This window comes from Magnetococcales bacterium, from assembly GCA_015232395.1.
In the GTDB taxonomy this organism is placed as follows: Bacteria; Pseudomonadota; Magnetococcia; order Magnetococcales; family JADFZT01; genus JADFZT01.
The window spans coordinates 61,978-77,869 of record JADFZT010000004.1 but is presented as its reverse complement, the minus strand read 5'-3'; the positions used below and the strand labels follow the sequence as shown (position 1 = coordinate 77,869).

The window sequence follows — 15,892 nt, the reverse complement described above, 5'->3', positions numbered from 1 at the left end:
TGCCCGTGGGAACCTAGCACCATGGACCCACGGGATCATCAAATCACGGCGCTTTCCACCTTTATCCATCTGGAGGAGCGTGCCAGAAATACCACCAATGGGGCGGAGCTGGCCTTTTTGATGGTGAACGAAACACCTCGCCTGATTCCCTGTCCGATGGTGGCCTTTTGGTTATTGGATGGTACAGGGCGACCCCGGGTAGAGGCCGTCTCGGGTGTGGATCGCCCTGAGCGTGACGCCCCCTTTTCCCGCTGGCTGCGAGGGGTGGTTAAATCCACCCTGAAGGATAAAAATCCTGGTGCTGTTTCGGATATTCCTCCGGAGATGGCTGGCGTCTCTGCCAAAGATCGAAAAATATCCCACACAGGAAATCCTTCACCACAGGTGTCCCAGACCCAGGGAGAGGGAGGGATCTGGCGGGGGCTTTATGGTTTGTGGTGTCCCTTTGTGGATGGGGATGGTCGGGTGGTGGCCGGTTTGTGGCTGGGGCGGGAAAATCAGTGGCAGGAGCAGGAAAAACTGCTCTTGGCCAAGCTCACCGCCGCCTTTGCCCACGCCTGGCACACCCTCCATCCCAGGGGAACCTTTTCCAAACTGTTTGGGGGGTTGAAGCGCCAACCTTGGCGTCTGATCCCACCGCTACTGCTGGCAGCCGCACTCACGCTACCCGTACCCCAAACAGTCCTGGCGCCTGCCCAGGTCACCCCTCTCACCCCCTTTCCGGTAACCGCTCCCCTGGCTGGGGTGGTGAAACATTTTGCGGTAAAGCCCAATCAGTCGGTACACCTGGGAGATCTTCTCTTCGAGCTGGATGACACCTCTCCGTTGAGCCAGCTGGATCTGGCCAGGGGGGCTCTGGAGGTGGCCCGGGCCGAGTATGACAACACCCGGCAAAAGGTGCTGATGGGGGATGATCCGGGGCGCAAGGTGGATCTGTTGGTGCAGAAAACCAAAGTGGAACTCAAAGCCATGGAGGTGGCCCACTACTCCAAGGTGCTCAAACGCTCCCAGGTGCGGGCCGAACGGGATGGCATCGCCATCTTTGGGGATGTGAACGATTGGCTGGGCAGGCCCGTCAAGGTGGGGGAAAAGGTGCTTACCGTGGCCGACCCCAGCCAGGTCGCCCTCACCATCTGGCTGCCGGTGGCCGATGCGATCTCTCTCACGCCGGAAGCCCGGGTGGCGCTTTTCCTCAACATCGAACCCACCCGCCCCCTACCCGCTCGCCTGAAACGTTCCGGTTATGAGCCTGCCTTGGCTCCGGACGGTTTTTTGGCGTTTAATCTATTGGCCCATTTTTCACCCAATCTCCCCCCACCCCGCATTGGCCTGCGTGGAACCGCCAAGATTTATGGGGAGGAGGTGCCTCTTTACTATTATCTCATTCGAAGGCCTCTTGCGGCGATGCGGCAATGGCTGGGGTTTTGATTTCAACCTCGGATCAGAAGGGGGGACACAGCGGGGATGTGGCTGACATGCCCGGGTTGGCTGTCGGGCGGATAAAGCCAACGGGGTCCGTTGTTGCTTCTGCCAGCGGGGGGGATTCAAGAGCCAACTCTCCCACCGTTTCCTCCACCCTCCCCCCTTTGCGACAGGAGTTGGAACTCTCTCCCGGCCCCCCTGCCGAGGATGGTTCCCCCACCTGGACCCTGCTCGACCCGGTGCGAAACCGTTTTTTTCGTTTTGGCTGGTCGGAATTTCAACTCCTCGCCCGCTGGCATCTGGGGGAGGCTGACAAGATCATCGCCGAGGTCAACGGGAACACCACCCTGCAAATTGGTCCTGCCGAGGTGGAGCGGATCAAGCTTTTTTTGAGTGGCCATTTTTTGTTGATGCCCCAGGGGGAAGAGGTGATTACCGGTTTGTGGGGGCGGTTTGCCGGGCTGCGCCGTCTGCAAAAAAACCGCTGGCCGGATCGCCTGCTTTTCGCCCGCTTTCCCCTGTTTGATCCAGACCGCTTTTTGGTGGCGACGCTCCCCTTTCTGCAATTTTTCTTTTCCCGCTTTTTTCCCCCTCTGCTGGCGATAGCAGCCCTCTTCAGCCTCTGGGTGCTCTTCAACCAGTGGGACACCTTTATCCATACCCTGCCGGATTTTTTTACGGTTCCCGGAGCCATTCTTTTTGCCACCGGTTTTTTGGCTGCCAAGCTCGCCCACGAATTTTCCCACGCCTATGTCGCCAAATATCACGGCTTGCGGGTTCCGACCATGGGGGTGGCTTTTTTAATTTTTTGGCCGGTTTTTTATACCGATACCACCGATTCCTGGCGGCTTTCCAAACGACGGCAGCGCATGGCCATTGCCGGGGCTGGGGTGGCGGCGGAGTTGGTGATGGCGGTGTTGGCCACTTTTGTCTGGAGTTTGGTGGCGGCAGGGCCTCTTAAGAGTGTCTGTTTTGTGCTGGCGACGGTGAGTTGGGTGATTACCCTGACGGTCAATCTCAACCCATTGGTGCACTTTGACGGCTACTATCTGTTATCCGATGCCCTGGGGTTGCCCAATCTGCAACAGCGGGCTTTTGGGGTGGGGCGTTGGCGGATCAGGCGTTGGATATTGGGGCTTAACATGCCCTCCCCGGAAGGGAGTTCTCCCCCTGGGGGGCGGCTCACCATTTTGACCCTCTATGCGTTTGGAGCGTGGGTTTATCGGCTTTTTCTTTTCACCACCATCTCTTTGATGGTGTACCATTTTGTTTTCAAACTGTTGGGTTGGTTTTTGTTGGTGGGGGGCATCGGCTGGTTTATCGTCCGACCCGTGGTGGGTGAAATTTTAAGCTGGCGGCAGGAGGCTGGGGCCATTCGGATCAACTTTATCAATACTTTCTGGATTTTGGCCCTCTTGGCCTTGCTGGCTTGGCTTATCTTTCCCTGGCCTACCCGGGTGCGAGCACCGGCGGTGTTGGAGTCGGAGGTGACCGCACGCATTCACGCCCCCTTCCCGGCCCGCATCCAGAGCCTGCAAGCCGCTTATGGCGAGGTGGTTAAAAAGGGGCAACCCCTTCTCACTTTGGACTCCCCGGATTTGCAGGATGAGGAGACCAAGTCGGCCCTCAGGGTGCGTTATCTGGAAGCGGAACTTTCCCGAAGCCGCAAACAAAAAAAACTGGCTCAAAAGCGCCAAGTGACTGCCGGACGTCTGGCCAAGGCCCGACGGGAGCTTTCCGGCCATCGCCAGCAAAAGGCCCGACTCAGCATCACCGCTCCCGTGGCAGGCACGGTTCGTTGGCTGGACCGGGCGTTGCGACCAGGATTGTGGGTGGATGAAAATCGTCTACTGGCCCTCTTGACGGATCCGGCTCAACCGACGGTGCTGGCCTATCTGGAGGAGATCAACCTCAACCGGGCGGGTGTGGGGCAGGCCGCGCGATTTTTCCCGGAAAACCCCCGTCTGCCTGCTATTGATCTTCAGGTTTCCACCATCGATCCTGCGGCCATTCGGGCGCTGGACTCTCCACTGCTCGCCACAGCCTTTGGTGGGGAAGTCACCACCCTCAGTGAGGAGAGCCTGGAGACCCGGGAAGCCCGCTATCGGATTCGCCTGACCCCGGTGGATCCCGGAATAACCGTCACCGAAGCCATTCGGGGTGTGGTGATTATTTCAGGCCGAAGGGAAAGCCTGCTTCTCGGTTATTGGCAGGAGCTGGTGGCGTTGTGGGTGCGGGAGAGTGGGATGTGATTGGGGCTGAAACAGATTTTTATTTGGAAATAGGTTGATTCAAGACAATGCACAGCTGGCAATGCCAGCCAAGTCAAATCCTGTTATTCCCAGAACTATTCCTTCCCTTTTTTCTTTGGGCCAGTCGATTTTTTGAGAGAATTGATGTTGGGTGTTTTTTTGGCCTTGGGGCTAGATTTTTTTTTAGGCTTGGTGCCGGAATGATGATTGCTTTTACCGCTGGCTTCTTTCTGGGTTTTGCTGTCGGTTTTTTTTGGCTCTTTGGGATCCTGGAAAAATTTATAATCGTTGCGACCCTCTTTTTTGACTGCATACATCGCCTGATCGGCATTTTTCAGGAGCTGCTCCGGGCTGTTCCCATCGTCGGGATAGATGGAGATGCCGATGGAAGTGCCAATCTCGCAGCTGTTTTTATCTACGATGAACGGTTTTTGCAGCTGTTTGATGATCCGACGTGCGACCACGCCCAGTTTGTTCTGATCGATCACCTCCGGCAGCAGAATGGTAAATTCATCCCCCCCCATCCGGGCTACGACATCACACTCCCGCAAACAGCTGATGATCCGCTCCCCGGCTTCCTTGAGCAACATATCCCCGGTTTCATGGCCAAAGGTATCGTTGACCGCCTTGAAGCGATCCAGATCCATGAACATGATAGCCAGCTTCCACTTTTCCCGCCGGGAGAAGGCCAGGTTTTTTTTCAGGAGTTCAATAAAAAGCAGTCGATTGGGCAGCCCCGTCAGGGGATCGTGGTGGGCTAGATTTTTCAGGCGCTCCTCGGCACACCGCAGCCGGTCTTCCATCTCCCGGCGTTCGATGATGCCAGCCAGGGTGTTGGCTATGGTGGTCATGAAGGCATCCTCCTCTCCTTCCCGGGGATGGCCGTCAGGGACGTAGAGGTTCAACACCCCCAGGAGCCGGGAGCGGGAGAGAATGGGGACACAGTAGTGACCGTGGGCGCTGATGCCGTCATAGGTGATGTCGTGGCGGTGATCCAGGTGGGCTGAAAAAACGATCTTCCGGGTTTGGGCGGCTCGACCACAAAGACAGTATCCCATGGGAAGCTTGGCACACGCAGTCCGAAGATAATCCGACAGGTTGCGTTGGGCTGTCAGCACCAGCTCCTGATTGGTTTTATCGTAAAGAAAGATGGAGCCTTTGTTGAGGATTGCCAGCCATGGAATGGTGAGAATAATATCAAGGGCCACTTCCAGTTGTCGGGTCATGGAGAGGGGCTCCAGACCCGTTTCCAGGAGGGCGCTGATGGCGATTCTGGTTTGATAGGAGCGTTCGTTGCGGGCCTCATGTTCCCGCTGTTGAGAAATATCGTGCACCGTGCCGATCATTCGCACCGCTGTGGCAGAGGCGTCCCGATAGATTTCTGACACCACATGTACCGTGCGAAATTGGCCGTTGGAGCGGGTCAGACGGTATTCCCAGTCAAAATGGTTATCCCCACTGACGAGGGCCTTTTGCAGGGAGTTGGCCACTTTTTCCCGATCATGATGGGAGATCAATTGTAGAAAGGCATCATAGGTGCCGTCGAAAGCCTCCGGGGAGATATCAAAAATCTGAAACATCTCATCGGACCAGCTCATCCGACCCTGGACGATATCCCAATCCCAGCTACCGATGTGGGCGAGGGCTTGGGCTTTTTGCAGGCTTTCTTCACTTTTTTTCAGGGCGTTGCCGGTTTCCTTCAACACCTGGCGGGCTTTTTCCAGGGCCATGATGTCCCGGTAGGCTCTGAGGGCGCTGGTGAGGGAGGTGAGGAGTTTTTGTCGGCTTAAACTTGATTTTTCCCGATAGTCGTTGATATCAAAACGAATAAATATATCCTCCTCCGGTACCTGGCCCGGCTGACCGGTGCGGAGAATGATGCGGACAAAGGGGTTTTTCAGCTCGTTACGGATATAATGAACCACATCAAGACCGGCGTGTTCGGTCTCCATCACCACATCCAACAGCAGAATAGCGGTGTCGGGATGGGCCGCCATCAACTGTTTGGCTTCCTCTCCGGAATAGCCGTTGATAAATTCCAGCTGCCGGTTTTCGAAACGATATTTTTTGAGTACGAGTGTGGTGGAGGCGTGGATATCCGGGGCATCGTCGATAATCATCACCTTCCACGCATCAAGGTGCGGCTCGGGTGGGGCATCGGTCGCTTTGGACTCTTCATAAAAAACCAGTTCACCGTCCTGGCTCTCCGGCTTGTTTTCCATCGTCGTCATACTCTCCCCCTTCAATCCTGAAACGGGGTGGTGGTCATCACGTCATGGGTATCGTGATGTCGAACGTTGTCCCCTCTCCTGGGCGGCTATGACAGTGGATGGTTCCCCCCAACGTTTGAGTCACCAGATTGAAAACGATATGCATGCCCAGCCCACTGCCGCCCCGCCCCCGGGCCGTGGTATAGAACGGCTCGAAAATTCTTTTCACTGAGTCAGCTTCCATGCCACGGCCACTGTCACGATAGCAGAATAAGATAAAGTTTTCCTTACGTGAAACCTCTATCTCAATTTTTCCTTCTTCTTTTTCGGAAAATGCATGGTCCAGGGAGTTGATGATGAGGTTGGAAAGAATTTGGGAAAGCGCCCCGGGAAAGCTGTCGATTTGCAACGCTTCCGGGCAGTTCAGGGTAATTGTGTGGTGTCTGTTTTTGAGTTTGGGCCCCAGGCTTAACAGCACTTCCTCAAAGTAGGGTTTGACTCGCAAAGTGCGGCGTTTTTCACTGGTTTGATCGACGGCCACCCGTTTGAAAGAGCCGATCAGGTCTGCTGCACGGCGCAGGTTGGCCGCGATCAACTGGCTCGATTCTGATGCCGTATCCAGATAATCCTCCAGCTCCGAGCGCTTCAGCTGGCTTTCCTTATAACTGTTTTTCAGTTGCCGGGTAACCCCTTCCAAATGGGTTGCGGTAGTATAGCCAATGCCGACGGGGGTATTGATTTCATGGGCAATGCCTGCCACCAATCCCCCCAGGGCAGCCATTTTTTCCGATTGCAAAAGCTGGCTTTGGGTTCGTTTGATCATCTGCAGGGAGTTGTTGAGGGCGCTGTTGGTCTCTTTGAGTTCCTGATTGTGTTCTGCCTCCCTCTCTCGGGCGGCCAAAATATTTTCCGCCATCAGGCTGAACTGTTCCCGCATGCGATTCAAAGGACCACCCCGGGTGGCGATTTGAAATTCCAATCCCAGTCGGTTGCGGGCAAAGCTCTGCATCTCGCCGGTAAAATTTTGCAGGTGGTGTAAAAACCACAGGATCACCAACGAAAAAATGGCTGAAAAGGCAAAACTGACCAGGACGATTTCCACAAGGGCTTCCCGGGAGACCTCGTTCATCAACTCCTGGAACTCTGCCAAGGGGGCCAGCATCACCAGTTTCAGAATGACCTCGGAGTTGCCATAATCAAAAAAAGCCTCCTTTTGCACCACAAACCGTTGATCCAGTTGATCAACAGGCGTTCCCACCGGAATCTGTTCGATATCGCCGCTCACCAGGATACGGTGGGTATCCATATCCACCAGTCCCAGCAGGCCAGTGGTGCTGACCAATCCCTGGGAGGCCAACAAAAATCGATCATCCATGGGGGTGGCCAGCACCAACCATCCCCACTCTTCACCCACTTCCTTGGATATGGACTGGAGTGTCATGAGATAGAGCACCTCCCCCAGTTGCAAAATCCGGCTCTCCTTGCCTTTGGGAAGCTGCCGGTGCATCAATAATTTTTCCAACAGCTCCCCCGGCACCTTCTTCCCCCCCCGGCTGAACATTTCCCGAATGTTACCGGCTTGATCCAACAGCAGGGTATGTCGGGCCTTGATGAAGGTGCGTTGGATGGAGCGATCCGGAAACCAGGCAGGGGTGCGACCATGCTGAATGAGTTTGGAGGGAGGTGGGTGTGTTTCCAGATAGTCGATAAATTTTCTCTGGGTCAGAAAAAGCTCAGCGGCATAGTGGTGAAATTTAACGTAATTATCCAAACGGATGCGGCTGTCCCGGGCTCGGGCGATCAGCTGTCCTGAAAAATTTTCCCGCAGGGATTCCCGCACACCCTCAATGTGAATCCGCCCCCAGACACCTCCCAACAAAGCGCTCAAAACCAAGGTCAGCACCAAGAGTTGCAGGGTGATGGAAAGCGTTTGGCGGGAATGGACAGGATGGGCCGGTGGGGCTTGAGTCAAGAGTTATCCCCGATCAACTCATGGCCATAAAACCGCCACCCGGCTTTTTTCAGCTGAGAAGGAGGCACAATGCCGTAACGGGGATCGAGTCGTTCCACCTCTTGGAGGAGAAAGTCGACCAGTTTTTTTGCATGGGGGTTGGCCACGGACTCACCTTCCCATACGGTGACCGAAAAGGTCTTGTAGAATGGATAGTCCCCGGCAGCAACCCCTTTAATGTCAAAGGGGTCGGTGTGGTTGATGTGTAGTATCCGGGTGTTACCATACTTGCGATAATGTTCCACCCCAAACCACAGCGCGACATGACCTATGGCCCTGGGGTTGGTGGCAACGGTATTGATCATGTCCGGAATGGTGCCAACCTCTTGGAGTTCCGGGCTGAAAGAGTCCTCGTTGTCGAGAATCAGACGCCAGTGTCCCGGTCGGGTTTTACAGTGGAGGCGGGCTACCGGAAAAATGGGTTGATTAGGCCCTTTTTCACCATTGGTCGCAGCCAGTTGGCTCCAGCGGTCGATGGTGCCCGCAAAAACCTCTTGGGCTTCATCGGTGGACAGGTTGTTTACGGGATTGTCTGGATGAACCAGGATGGCTACCGGGGTAATTCCCAGGGTGTAAAATCGCAGTCCCGGCAGCCGATCCAAATCCCGGGGCGGACAACAAAATCCTCCCATGTCAGCCTTTTTGTTGAAAATGGCGCCAGCGGAATGGCCACAGGTACCATCACTCATAGCGATATGGATACCCTCTTTTTTGGCATATTGGGTGATGGCCGGCCCCAAAATCCGAAACATCTGCTGATCCATCATCACCTTTAAATCTACAGGGGCTTCCCGTTTTTTCAGGCTTCGGTCGATGGGCTTGTCGATCCACTCCTGGGTCATCTCAGCGGTAAAATCGGGATTGGAAAAGGCTGCTACTGGCAGGCTCTCCGAGAAGGCATTGGTCCCGGGGAGCAGAAAAAGGGACAACGTCAGGAAGGCGGTAAACAGCCTAGGCAGGGTGTTGCTGAAAAAACAGATCGATAATGGTCTTTTCATGATCGCTCCTCAACCGCATGGGGGGGCACATCCGGTTTGCAATATTGATAACACCCATTCTAACCAATGATAATATAAAGAGTATCGCTAATTGGTCCGGTAAGCGGTATGAAAAAATCCACGAAACTTCAAACCTGTCAAAATCAAGCGATTGATTCTAGCTACCGCTTCGGGGGCCGGTTTCGAATCCTGCGACCATCTCCCCAACCAGATGATCCTCCCTGGCGTCAAGTTCAGATATGGCGACAGGGACGATATCCCCAGGTTGGCAGCTTTTTGTGGGGGCAAAGCGAACCGGAAGAAATGTTTCCGCTTTGCCCATAACCCATTCTTTTTCCACGTTTTCAACCAATACCGACACGACTTTCCCCAGCTGTTCCCGGAGAGTCTTGACCAATATCTCCTGCCCCACCCGACGCAATCCCTCGGAGCGCGCTTTGACGATCTCCTTGGCGATGCGTCCCGGTTGACCCTGGCCCAGGCCTTTTTGGGCCAGCTTAAGCGCAGCGGTTCCAGGCCGGTCGGAATAGGGAAAAACGTGTAGCAGGGAAAATCCCCCTTCCCGAACCAGCTCCAGGCTGTTTTGAAAAGCCTCCTCGGTTTCGGTGGGAAAACCGACTATTATATCAGCTCCCAAGACCAAATCCTGGCGCAGGTGACGGGCTTTTTCCACCCGTTCGAGCACATCCTCCCGACGATGACGCCGGGCCATGCGCCGCAAAATACCATTATCACCTGATTGTAACGAAATGTGAAGGTGAGGGCACACCCTTTTTTCGGAGCCCAAGAGCTGGATCAACGCTTCATCAAGATCCATGGGGTCCAGGGAGGAGAGACGCAAGCGGGTTAATTGCGGGATTTCCAACAGAGCAGTGACCAGATGGGCCAGGGAAAAGTCTGGCCGCAGATCCCGGCCATAAGCCCCCAGGTCAATGCCGGTCAAAACCAGTTCCCGGTAGCCAGAAGCGAGAAATCGTGAGGCCTGGGCCATCACCTGGGAGAGTGGGGTAGAGCGGCTGGGACCACGGACAGAGGGAATCAAGCAAAAGGTACATTTGCCGTCACAGCCGTTTTGCACTTGAATAAAGGCTCGGGCCCGGTCGGAAAAGTGATCCAGTATAGGGGGGGCAACCTCACTGGTGGTAAATGTTTTTTTCTTGGCAGTCGCTATTTTCACCCTGGTTTTGGAAAGGGGCTGTCTGATGGATCCCGCCTCAGCCATCTCCGCTTCCACCCCCCCTGGAGAAGCCGATTCCTTGGAAAGGGGGGGAACGACCATCTCCTCCACAGGAGCCACCTGCACTTTCACCTCCTGGTGAGGGGCGCCTGGCTGAGATGGTGGTTGGGAGGCCATCTCAGCCAGATAATCGCCGAGACGTTCTTTTTCAGCATTGCCGATCACCAGTGCCACACCCGGGAGTTGCGCCAAGGATTCTGGTGACCGCTGGGCATAGCAGCCGGTGACGATGATGCGGGCTGCTGGATGTTCCCGGGCTGCCCTGCGAATTTGTTGGCGGGCCTGGCGGTCGCTTTCTGCGGTGACCGAACAGGTGTGGACCACGATCAAGTCAGCCAATTCCCCTTTGGCTACCGGCTGAAAACCCTGATCTGTACCGCTTTTTCGCATCAGCTCACTTTCAAACTGATTGACTCGGCAGCCCATGGTGATCACCTTGAACCTTTTGCCTGACTCTTCTTCCGGCATTGACGCTGGCTCGTTCATCCCCTACCTTTTCTCGTTAACTCAACAGGTTCCCAACTTATGAAATCATTGCTTCAATCTAACTTTTCCCCTTACGTCTGTCAGCTTTTAGACAGTCTGAACCGCCTTATTGGCCCCATTCACTTGGTTGGCCGGGTTTTGCGGCAGGCGTTGCGGAATGATTTTGCCGTCCGTGAAATCGACCTTCTGGTTGCGAGTTCCCTTTCCCTCTGCCACCAAAAGCTCCTTGAAGGAGGGTTTCCCCAGGTGGTGATGGGCAAACGGCACAACAGCCTGCTGCTACCTCTCAAGGGAGACACTCCCCTTAAAATCATCCACATTTCCACCCTGCGCCACCGACCCGGCCATCAGGCAACAGTGGAAGAGGATCTTCTCCATCGGGATATCACCTTTAACGCCATGGCTTTTCCCTGGCCTGACGGAAAGCTTATCGATCCCTTTGGCGGGCAGCAGGATTTGCAGGAAAACCGGGTGCGTCTGGTCAATGGTAGCGATACTCTGCGGGAGGAACCCCTTAAAGCCCTGCGTTTTTATCGTTTCATCATGCAGTTTGCCGCCGAGTCCGACCCTAGGGATTTGGAACTGACCGAACAGACCCATCTTGGTCGGGTTTCCCAGGAGCGCCTCCGAGCGGAGATGGATCGATTTTTATCCCTGCCCCTCACGAAAAAAAACAGTGTGGCCTTGATGCGGCGTTTCTTCAACTCTCCTTTGGGGGAGCAGATATTGCCGGAGCTGGCTACCTTGAAGGAGGTCCGCGATACCAACGGTGATACCCGCAGTGCCTGGGAAAAAAGCCTGGATATGATGTTTGCGGTCTCCCGACCCCGGGAGGGGGAAAAGGTTTCCCTCCTGGATCTCCGTTGGGCCGCCCTCCTCCATCTGGTGGGTAAAACCGCTTGCGTGATCGCCCCTGAAGATTCCGTCACACCAGCACCCCTCCTACCCGGTCAGATGGAAGAAACTCTGCGTCTGGTCGACACGATCCTGGAGCGCCTTCATTTTTCCAAACGCCGTCAACAGCGTCTTCACCGCCTGATTGCTCACCTGGAATTTGACGACTCCCCTTCTGATCGGGCGCTTAAACGACTTATTGAAAACGACATTCCCATTGAGGGACTTTTTCGGCTGATCAAGGCCAAGCGGGAAACCCAACCTAACCTGGTATCAGCGGAGCTTGAGCGGATGGCGGCTGAGTGTCATCGGACCCTGCGGCGTTGCCAAGCCATCTCAGAAGCACAAAACCGTTTAAGCCCCGATGATCTGGCCATTTCCGGCGGTGAACTTTTGGATCTGGTTCGACAAAAACCCGGTGCCTGGATCGGCCAGCTACAAGAATGGCTGGTGGATCAGGTGACCGAAAACCCCCAGAATAACCGGCGGGAAGTCTTGGAAAAGCTGATCCGGGAGTGGATCGCCCAACACGGTCTTCCCTCCTGATTGATTATGATGGAGGCTACCTGCCTGCTGGAGAAAACGGCCACATGCCCTGGTGAGTCCTTTCTGCACGACTGAATAATGCCAGCAGCAGGCTGTTTTTTTGAGCCTTTTATTGTTTTTCAGCTTATTTCAGCTTTATTTGCTTTCCGGTTTTGCTGTTATTTTTTTCTGTTTTTTTTGTACTTCCCTGTTTTTCCAATCCTTCCCGTTTTTCCAACTCTTCCCGCTTTTTCCGCTTTTTCAGTTTTTTCAATTTTTTCTGCTTTTTAAGATTGCTCTTGAGGGCAGCCGAGACAATGCTCAGGGCTTGACGAGGATTGTCCACCACATGGAAAATATTCAAATCTTTTTTGCTGATACACCCTTCCGAAAGCACCTTGCTGCGTAACCACTGCAAAAGACCCTGCCAATAATCGGAGCCATAAAGAATAATCGGCAGATGCCGCATTTTACCCGTTTGAACCAGGGTCAAAGCTTCGAACAACTCGTCCAGAGTACCGAACCCTCCAGGAAAAATGATGAAGGCATCGGCATATTTGGCGAACATCAATTTACGAACGAAAAAATAGCGGAATGAAATACTGACATCCTGAAAGTGATTGGCTTGCTGCTCGAAGGGCAGGGCAATGTTCAATCCCACCGATACGGCTCCCTCAGAAAATGCGCCTTTGTTGGCTGCTTCCATGATTCCAGGCCCACCACCGGTGATCACGCCAACGCCATGTTTCGAAAAAAGCTCTGCCGTCTCTTTGGCAGCCAGATAGGATGCGTCATCATCGGGGGTTCGGGCACTGCCAAAGATGGTTACTGCAGGCCCCATGCCTCGTAGGGTTTCAATGCCGTCGATCAACTCCGCCTGAATACGAAAAACGCGCCAGGCCTCGGTCGTTTTAAAATCATCGATCAATGTCGTTCTCCCACCTTTCCTGGTTAAAATGCGAAAGCCTCTTGCGCTGCCTATGGCTCCAAACCACGGCCATCATCAGTAACGGAAAGAGATAGATGCCGGCATCGTTGTGGAAGAGTCTTAGTTCAGTTGTTTTGAAAGAAAAAGGGAAAAAAAGCATATAGGTCCCTTCGTGGAACTGTCCCTGCATCAAATCCAGGCATTGATGCAGGAGCGCTCCCGAGAAAAGCCAGCCAAAATAGTCCCGGCGTTGTGCTTGTGGAAAGAGCATCGCCAAAAAATAACAGCTGACTAAAAGTGCGGCAGGTGTGTGAAAAGAAAGGAAAAACCAAAGGGTATTCAGCTGGAAAAATTCATCGAGCACGACAATGGGAATGCGTGCCAAAAAATCGGGAAGGAGTGCTCCCACCACAAATACCGCCTCCCGTCGCCCCTGAAGCCCCAGTTTGGGGGCCACCAGATATCCGGAGGCAAAATGGACAAAGAGATCTGGCATCAAGACACTTTATCTGTGGATAAAAAAAGTGCCGACATTGGGCCTGATATCAAAGGAGCGCAAAAAGAGCATCCCGCCCAATAAGAGCCCCAGCAAGGATACTCCCAGCTTTGCCGGTCTTATCCACGGTTGGTTGACTTCATGTTTGATGAGGACAAAAAAACCACTGCGATCAAACCGAGCCAAAACGCGAAGCTGTGTGGTTTTTGGATAGATTGGTATCCGGCCCCGTAGGTCAATGATCCGACCAGGTTGGGTGCGCTTGGGAATTCTCAGTGCCATTCCAAAAGGGGTAACCCTTTCAAAATAACCTTGCATGGCGATTTGTCGACCATGACAGGCTTGGGGATGGGTCAGACAGATTTCTGGAGTCATTCGCAAAGGGGTGAGACGATCGTGTGAAAAAAAGCCGAAAGTGAGGAGTCCCAGAAGAGGGAGAGAGAGCTTCAGTGCATAAAAACGGTTGGAAAACATTTGGCGCGTCCATTTTCCAGAAAGAGAGCGAAACCCGGATTCTCCAAACCGGGAAAAGATCCCAATCCGGATGAATAGCCTGCGAATCGACTCTTTTTACCTTCTTGCACCGGAATCAACTCGCTATTTTTTTTTGGTTTTTTCTCCCAGCCCCGCATCAATGGCCAATTGGCGGCGTTTGGCGGAATAGTCTGGTGAGACCAGGGGAAAATCCGGATCCAGGCCAAAGCGATTGCGATAGCTTTCCACCGTCAGATTGTGACTCCGGGTCAGGTGCATTCGCAAGGTTTTCATGGTTCGGCCACACACCAGGCAGACGACAGCATTTGACCGCACTGCATCCTCAATGGAAACAGCCGGTGTGATGGTTTTATGGGAATTTTCGCTTTTTTTCTGAGGTGCCTGCGTGGATAATTCACTGGTAGGATTTTCCTGGTGATCGACCGACACAGTGGAATCTGAAGGCAAAGCGGTCCCTTCAGGCTCGGAAAGGCTGGCCAGTGCCTGATGAATCTCCCGCATGAAGGGGGAAATTTCATGAACTGGCATCTCCTGTCTACTCAGATAAGAAGTGACAATTTGGGTCGTATAACGAATGAGGGACATTTCTCCTCCTGCTTGGAACAGCCCGGTAAGTTGATTAACAGTTTAACAAAACAAGGGTAACAGTCCGAACAAACATCAACTCGACAAGAAACGGGTTGAATGTTTATTTCATCAAGAAACACAATCGGTTAGGATAAAGTTTCCAGCCAGTGGATCGGTGGAGCCAACCCAGTCGGTACCAAAGGGTTTTTGCTTCAACAACCCAGGCCTACAAACCTTAACAACCAAGAGATCAGTTTTATTTACACAATCAATCAATGAATACGCTATTCCAATCCATGGTACACCTTTTTATCGGCATTCTCATCGCTATTCCGCTAATACTTTATCCATTCCTGTATTTTTTTCAAGAAAAACTGCTTTTTTTTCCAAGACCCATCGATCTGGGAAACAGAAATATCCTTGAAAGTGCCTTCTCAGACAGCGAAGTCCATATCAAAATGGACGATGGCGTTTTACTGCACGGATGGCTGATAAATATCGAAACTGATCGGCAACGCCCCTTATTGATCTATTTTGGGGGCAATGCCGAAGAGGTGTCGGGCTTTTTATTGGAAGCACGCATATTAAAAAAGTGGGCTGTTGCCGCCATTAATTATCGTGGCTATGGGCTAAGTGGTGGTAAACCCGGAGAGAGCGTCCTGTTTGCAGATGCTTTGACACTCTATGACCGCCTTTCCAAAGAGCCCGCCATCGATCCGAGCCGCATCGTGGTCATGGGGCGCAGCCTGGGTAGTGGTGTAGCTGTCCATCTGGCTGCCAAACGTACTCTCAAGGGAGTGGTGCTGATTTCCCCTTACGATGCCATCCGAGAGGTGGCTCAGGAAATTTATCCTTATGCCCCAGTCGCTTTTCTCTTGAAACACCCCTTCGATTCTTACATTCGGGCTCCTCATATCACCACACCTCTCCTCGCTCTCACCGCTTCGGATGACGATATCATTCCAGAAAAACATTCCCTGAGATTGATCGCAGCCTGGGGAGGTGACCATCGCCACCGAACCCTTCGGAGGGTGGACCACAACACCATCGTCCACCACCCGGACTATTGGCGCGAAATTATGAAATTTTTGGATCAAACGATAAACTAAGTCGAAGGACTTTTGGTGCGTTTCGAGAAAGGTTTGAGCTTGGGAAAATAGCTCAAATTGTTTTGCGTTCCTGAATTAGCGAATCAAAGGGGGATGTTTGTCACTAACAACAGGGTGTTTATCGGAAAGAAATCTGAAACCCAGGAGCGATATTTCCTCCTGAAGGGGCATTTCAGAATTCAGCCGAAGGCCTTTTATCCAGCATGAAAAATCCAGATGAAAGGTGAAAAAACCAGACCGACCCTCCTTAGTTTCAGAGGGA

Annotated in this window: 11 protein-coding genes; 4 read left to right on the top strand and 7 right to left on the bottom strand. The window is 53.3% G+C overall.

The window, feature by feature from the left end; genetic code table 11:
* Positions 1 to 21 precede the first annotated feature (21 nt).
* Entirely contained in the window at positions 22 to 1,428 is a 1,407-nt protein-coding gene (locus HQL52_02400; protein ID MBF0368283.1) for an efflux RND transporter periplasmic adaptor subunit, read from the top strand.
* 47 nt (positions 1,429 to 1,475) lie between these two features.
* Positions 1,476 to 3,674 carry an efflux RND transporter periplasmic adaptor subunit gene (locus tag HQL52_02395; protein ID MBF0368282.1) on the top strand — a complete coding sequence of 733 codons (2,199 nt, stop codon included), beginning with the start codon at positions 1,476 to 1,478 and terminating at the stop codon, positions 3,672 to 3,674.
* A gap of 95 nt (positions 3,675 to 3,769) precedes the next feature.
* On the opposite strand, the gene HQL52_02390 is transcribed toward HQL52_02395, so the two are convergent.
* From HQL52_02390 to mtaB, 4 genes are all read right to left on the bottom strand, one after another.
* A complete protein-coding gene (locus HQL52_02390; GenBank protein ID MBF0368281.1) occupies positions 3,770 to 5,905 on the bottom strand; it encodes a diguanylate cyclase in 2,136 nt (711 codons plus the stop codon).
* A gap of 37 nt (positions 5,906 to 5,942) precedes the next feature.
* Entirely contained in the window at positions 5,943 to 7,856 is a 1,914-nt protein-coding gene (locus HQL52_02385; GenBank protein ID MBF0368280.1) for a HAMP domain-containing histidine kinase, read from the bottom strand.
* Positions 7,853 to 8,893, bottom strand: a complete 1,041-nt coding sequence (locus tag HQL52_02380) for a substrate-binding domain-containing protein (protein ID MBF0368279.1) — start codon at positions 8,891 to 8,893, stop codon at positions 7,853 to 7,855. Before HQL52_02380 ends, HQL52_02385 begins: the two co-directional genes overlap by 4 nt.
* Positions 8,894 to 9,050: 157 nt before the next feature.
* Entirely contained in the window at positions 9,051 to 10,616 is a 1,566-nt protein-coding gene (gene mtaB / locus HQL52_02375; GenBank protein ID MBF0368278.1) for a tRNA (N(6)-L-threonylcarbamoyladenosine(37)-C(2))-methylthiotransferase MtaB, read from the bottom strand.
* Between the two features lie 39 nt (positions 10,617 to 10,655).
* Here mtaB and HQL52_02370 point away from each other — a divergent pair, with 39 nt between their 5' ends.
* Positions 10,656 to 12,056: a CCA tRNA nucleotidyltransferase gene (locus HQL52_02370; protein MBF0368277.1), complete on the top strand. Its 1,401-nt coding sequence runs from the start codon at positions 10,656 to 10,658 to the stop codon at positions 12,054 to 12,056.
* Positions 12,057 to 12,180: 124 nt separating this feature from the next.
* On the opposite strand, the gene HQL52_02365 is transcribed toward HQL52_02370, so the two are convergent.
* The 3 genes from HQL52_02365 to HQL52_02355 all read right to left on the bottom strand — a co-directional run bounded on the left by HQL52_02365 (position 12,181) and on the right by HQL52_02355 (position 14,539).
* A complete protein-coding gene (locus HQL52_02365; protein MBF0368276.1) occupies positions 12,181 to 12,960 on the bottom strand; it encodes a TIGR00730 family Rossman fold protein in 780 nt (259 codons plus the stop codon).
* On the bottom strand, positions 12,953 to 13,459 hold the full coding sequence (locus tag HQL52_02360) for a hypothetical protein (protein ID MBF0368275.1): 507 nt from the start codon (positions 13,457 to 13,459) through the stop codon (positions 12,953 to 12,955). Before HQL52_02360 ends, HQL52_02365 begins: the two co-directional genes overlap by 8 nt.
* 597 nt (positions 13,460 to 14,056) lie before the next feature.
* Positions 14,057 to 14,539 (bottom strand): MucR family transcriptional regulator, encoded by a 483-nt coding sequence (locus HQL52_02355; protein MBF0368274.1) that lies wholly within the window; start codon positions 14,537 to 14,539, stop codon positions 14,057 to 14,059.
* A gap of 440 nt (positions 14,540 to 14,979) precedes the next feature.
* Between HQL52_02355 and HQL52_02350 the strand changes: the two genes are divergently transcribed.
* Positions 14,980 to 15,630, top strand: a complete 651-nt coding sequence (locus HQL52_02350; protein MBF0368273.1) for an alpha/beta fold hydrolase — start codon at positions 14,980 to 14,982, stop codon at positions 15,628 to 15,630.
* Positions 15,631 to 15,892 lie beyond the last annotated feature (262 nt).

Coding starts and splice junctions, on each gene's coding strand:
- HQL52_02400 (MBF0368283.1), top strand. CDS start 22: ATGGACCCACGGGATCATCAAATCACGGCGCTTTCCACCTTTATCCAT.
- HQL52_02395 (MBF0368282.1), top strand. CDS start 1,476: ATGCCCGGGTTGGCTGTCGGGCGGATAAAGCCAACGGGGTCCGTTGTT.
- HQL52_02390 (MBF0368281.1), bottom strand. CDS start 5,905: ATGACGACGATGGAAAACAAGCCGGAGAGCCAGGACGGTGAACTGGTT.
- HQL52_02380 (MBF0368279.1), bottom strand. CDS start 8,893: ATGAAAAGACCATTATCGATCTGTTTTTTCAGCAACACCCTGCCTAGG.
- mtaB (MBF0368278.1), bottom strand. CDS start 10,616: ATGAACGAGCCAGCGTCAATGCCGGAAGAAGAGTCAGGCAAAAGGTTC.
- HQL52_02370 (MBF0368277.1), top strand. CDS start 10,656: ATGAAATCATTGCTTCAATCTAACTTTTCCCCTTACGTCTGTCAGCTT.
- HQL52_02360 (MBF0368275.1), bottom strand. CDS start 13,459: ATGCCAGATCTCTTTGTCCATTTTGCCTCCGGATATCTGGTGGCCCCC.
- HQL52_02355 (MBF0368274.1), bottom strand. CDS start 14,539: ATGTCCCTCATTCGTTATACGACCCAAATTGTCACTTCTTATCTGAGT.
- HQL52_02350 (MBF0368273.1), top strand. CDS start 14,980: ATGGACGATGGCGTTTTACTGCACGGATGGCTGATAAATATCGAAACT.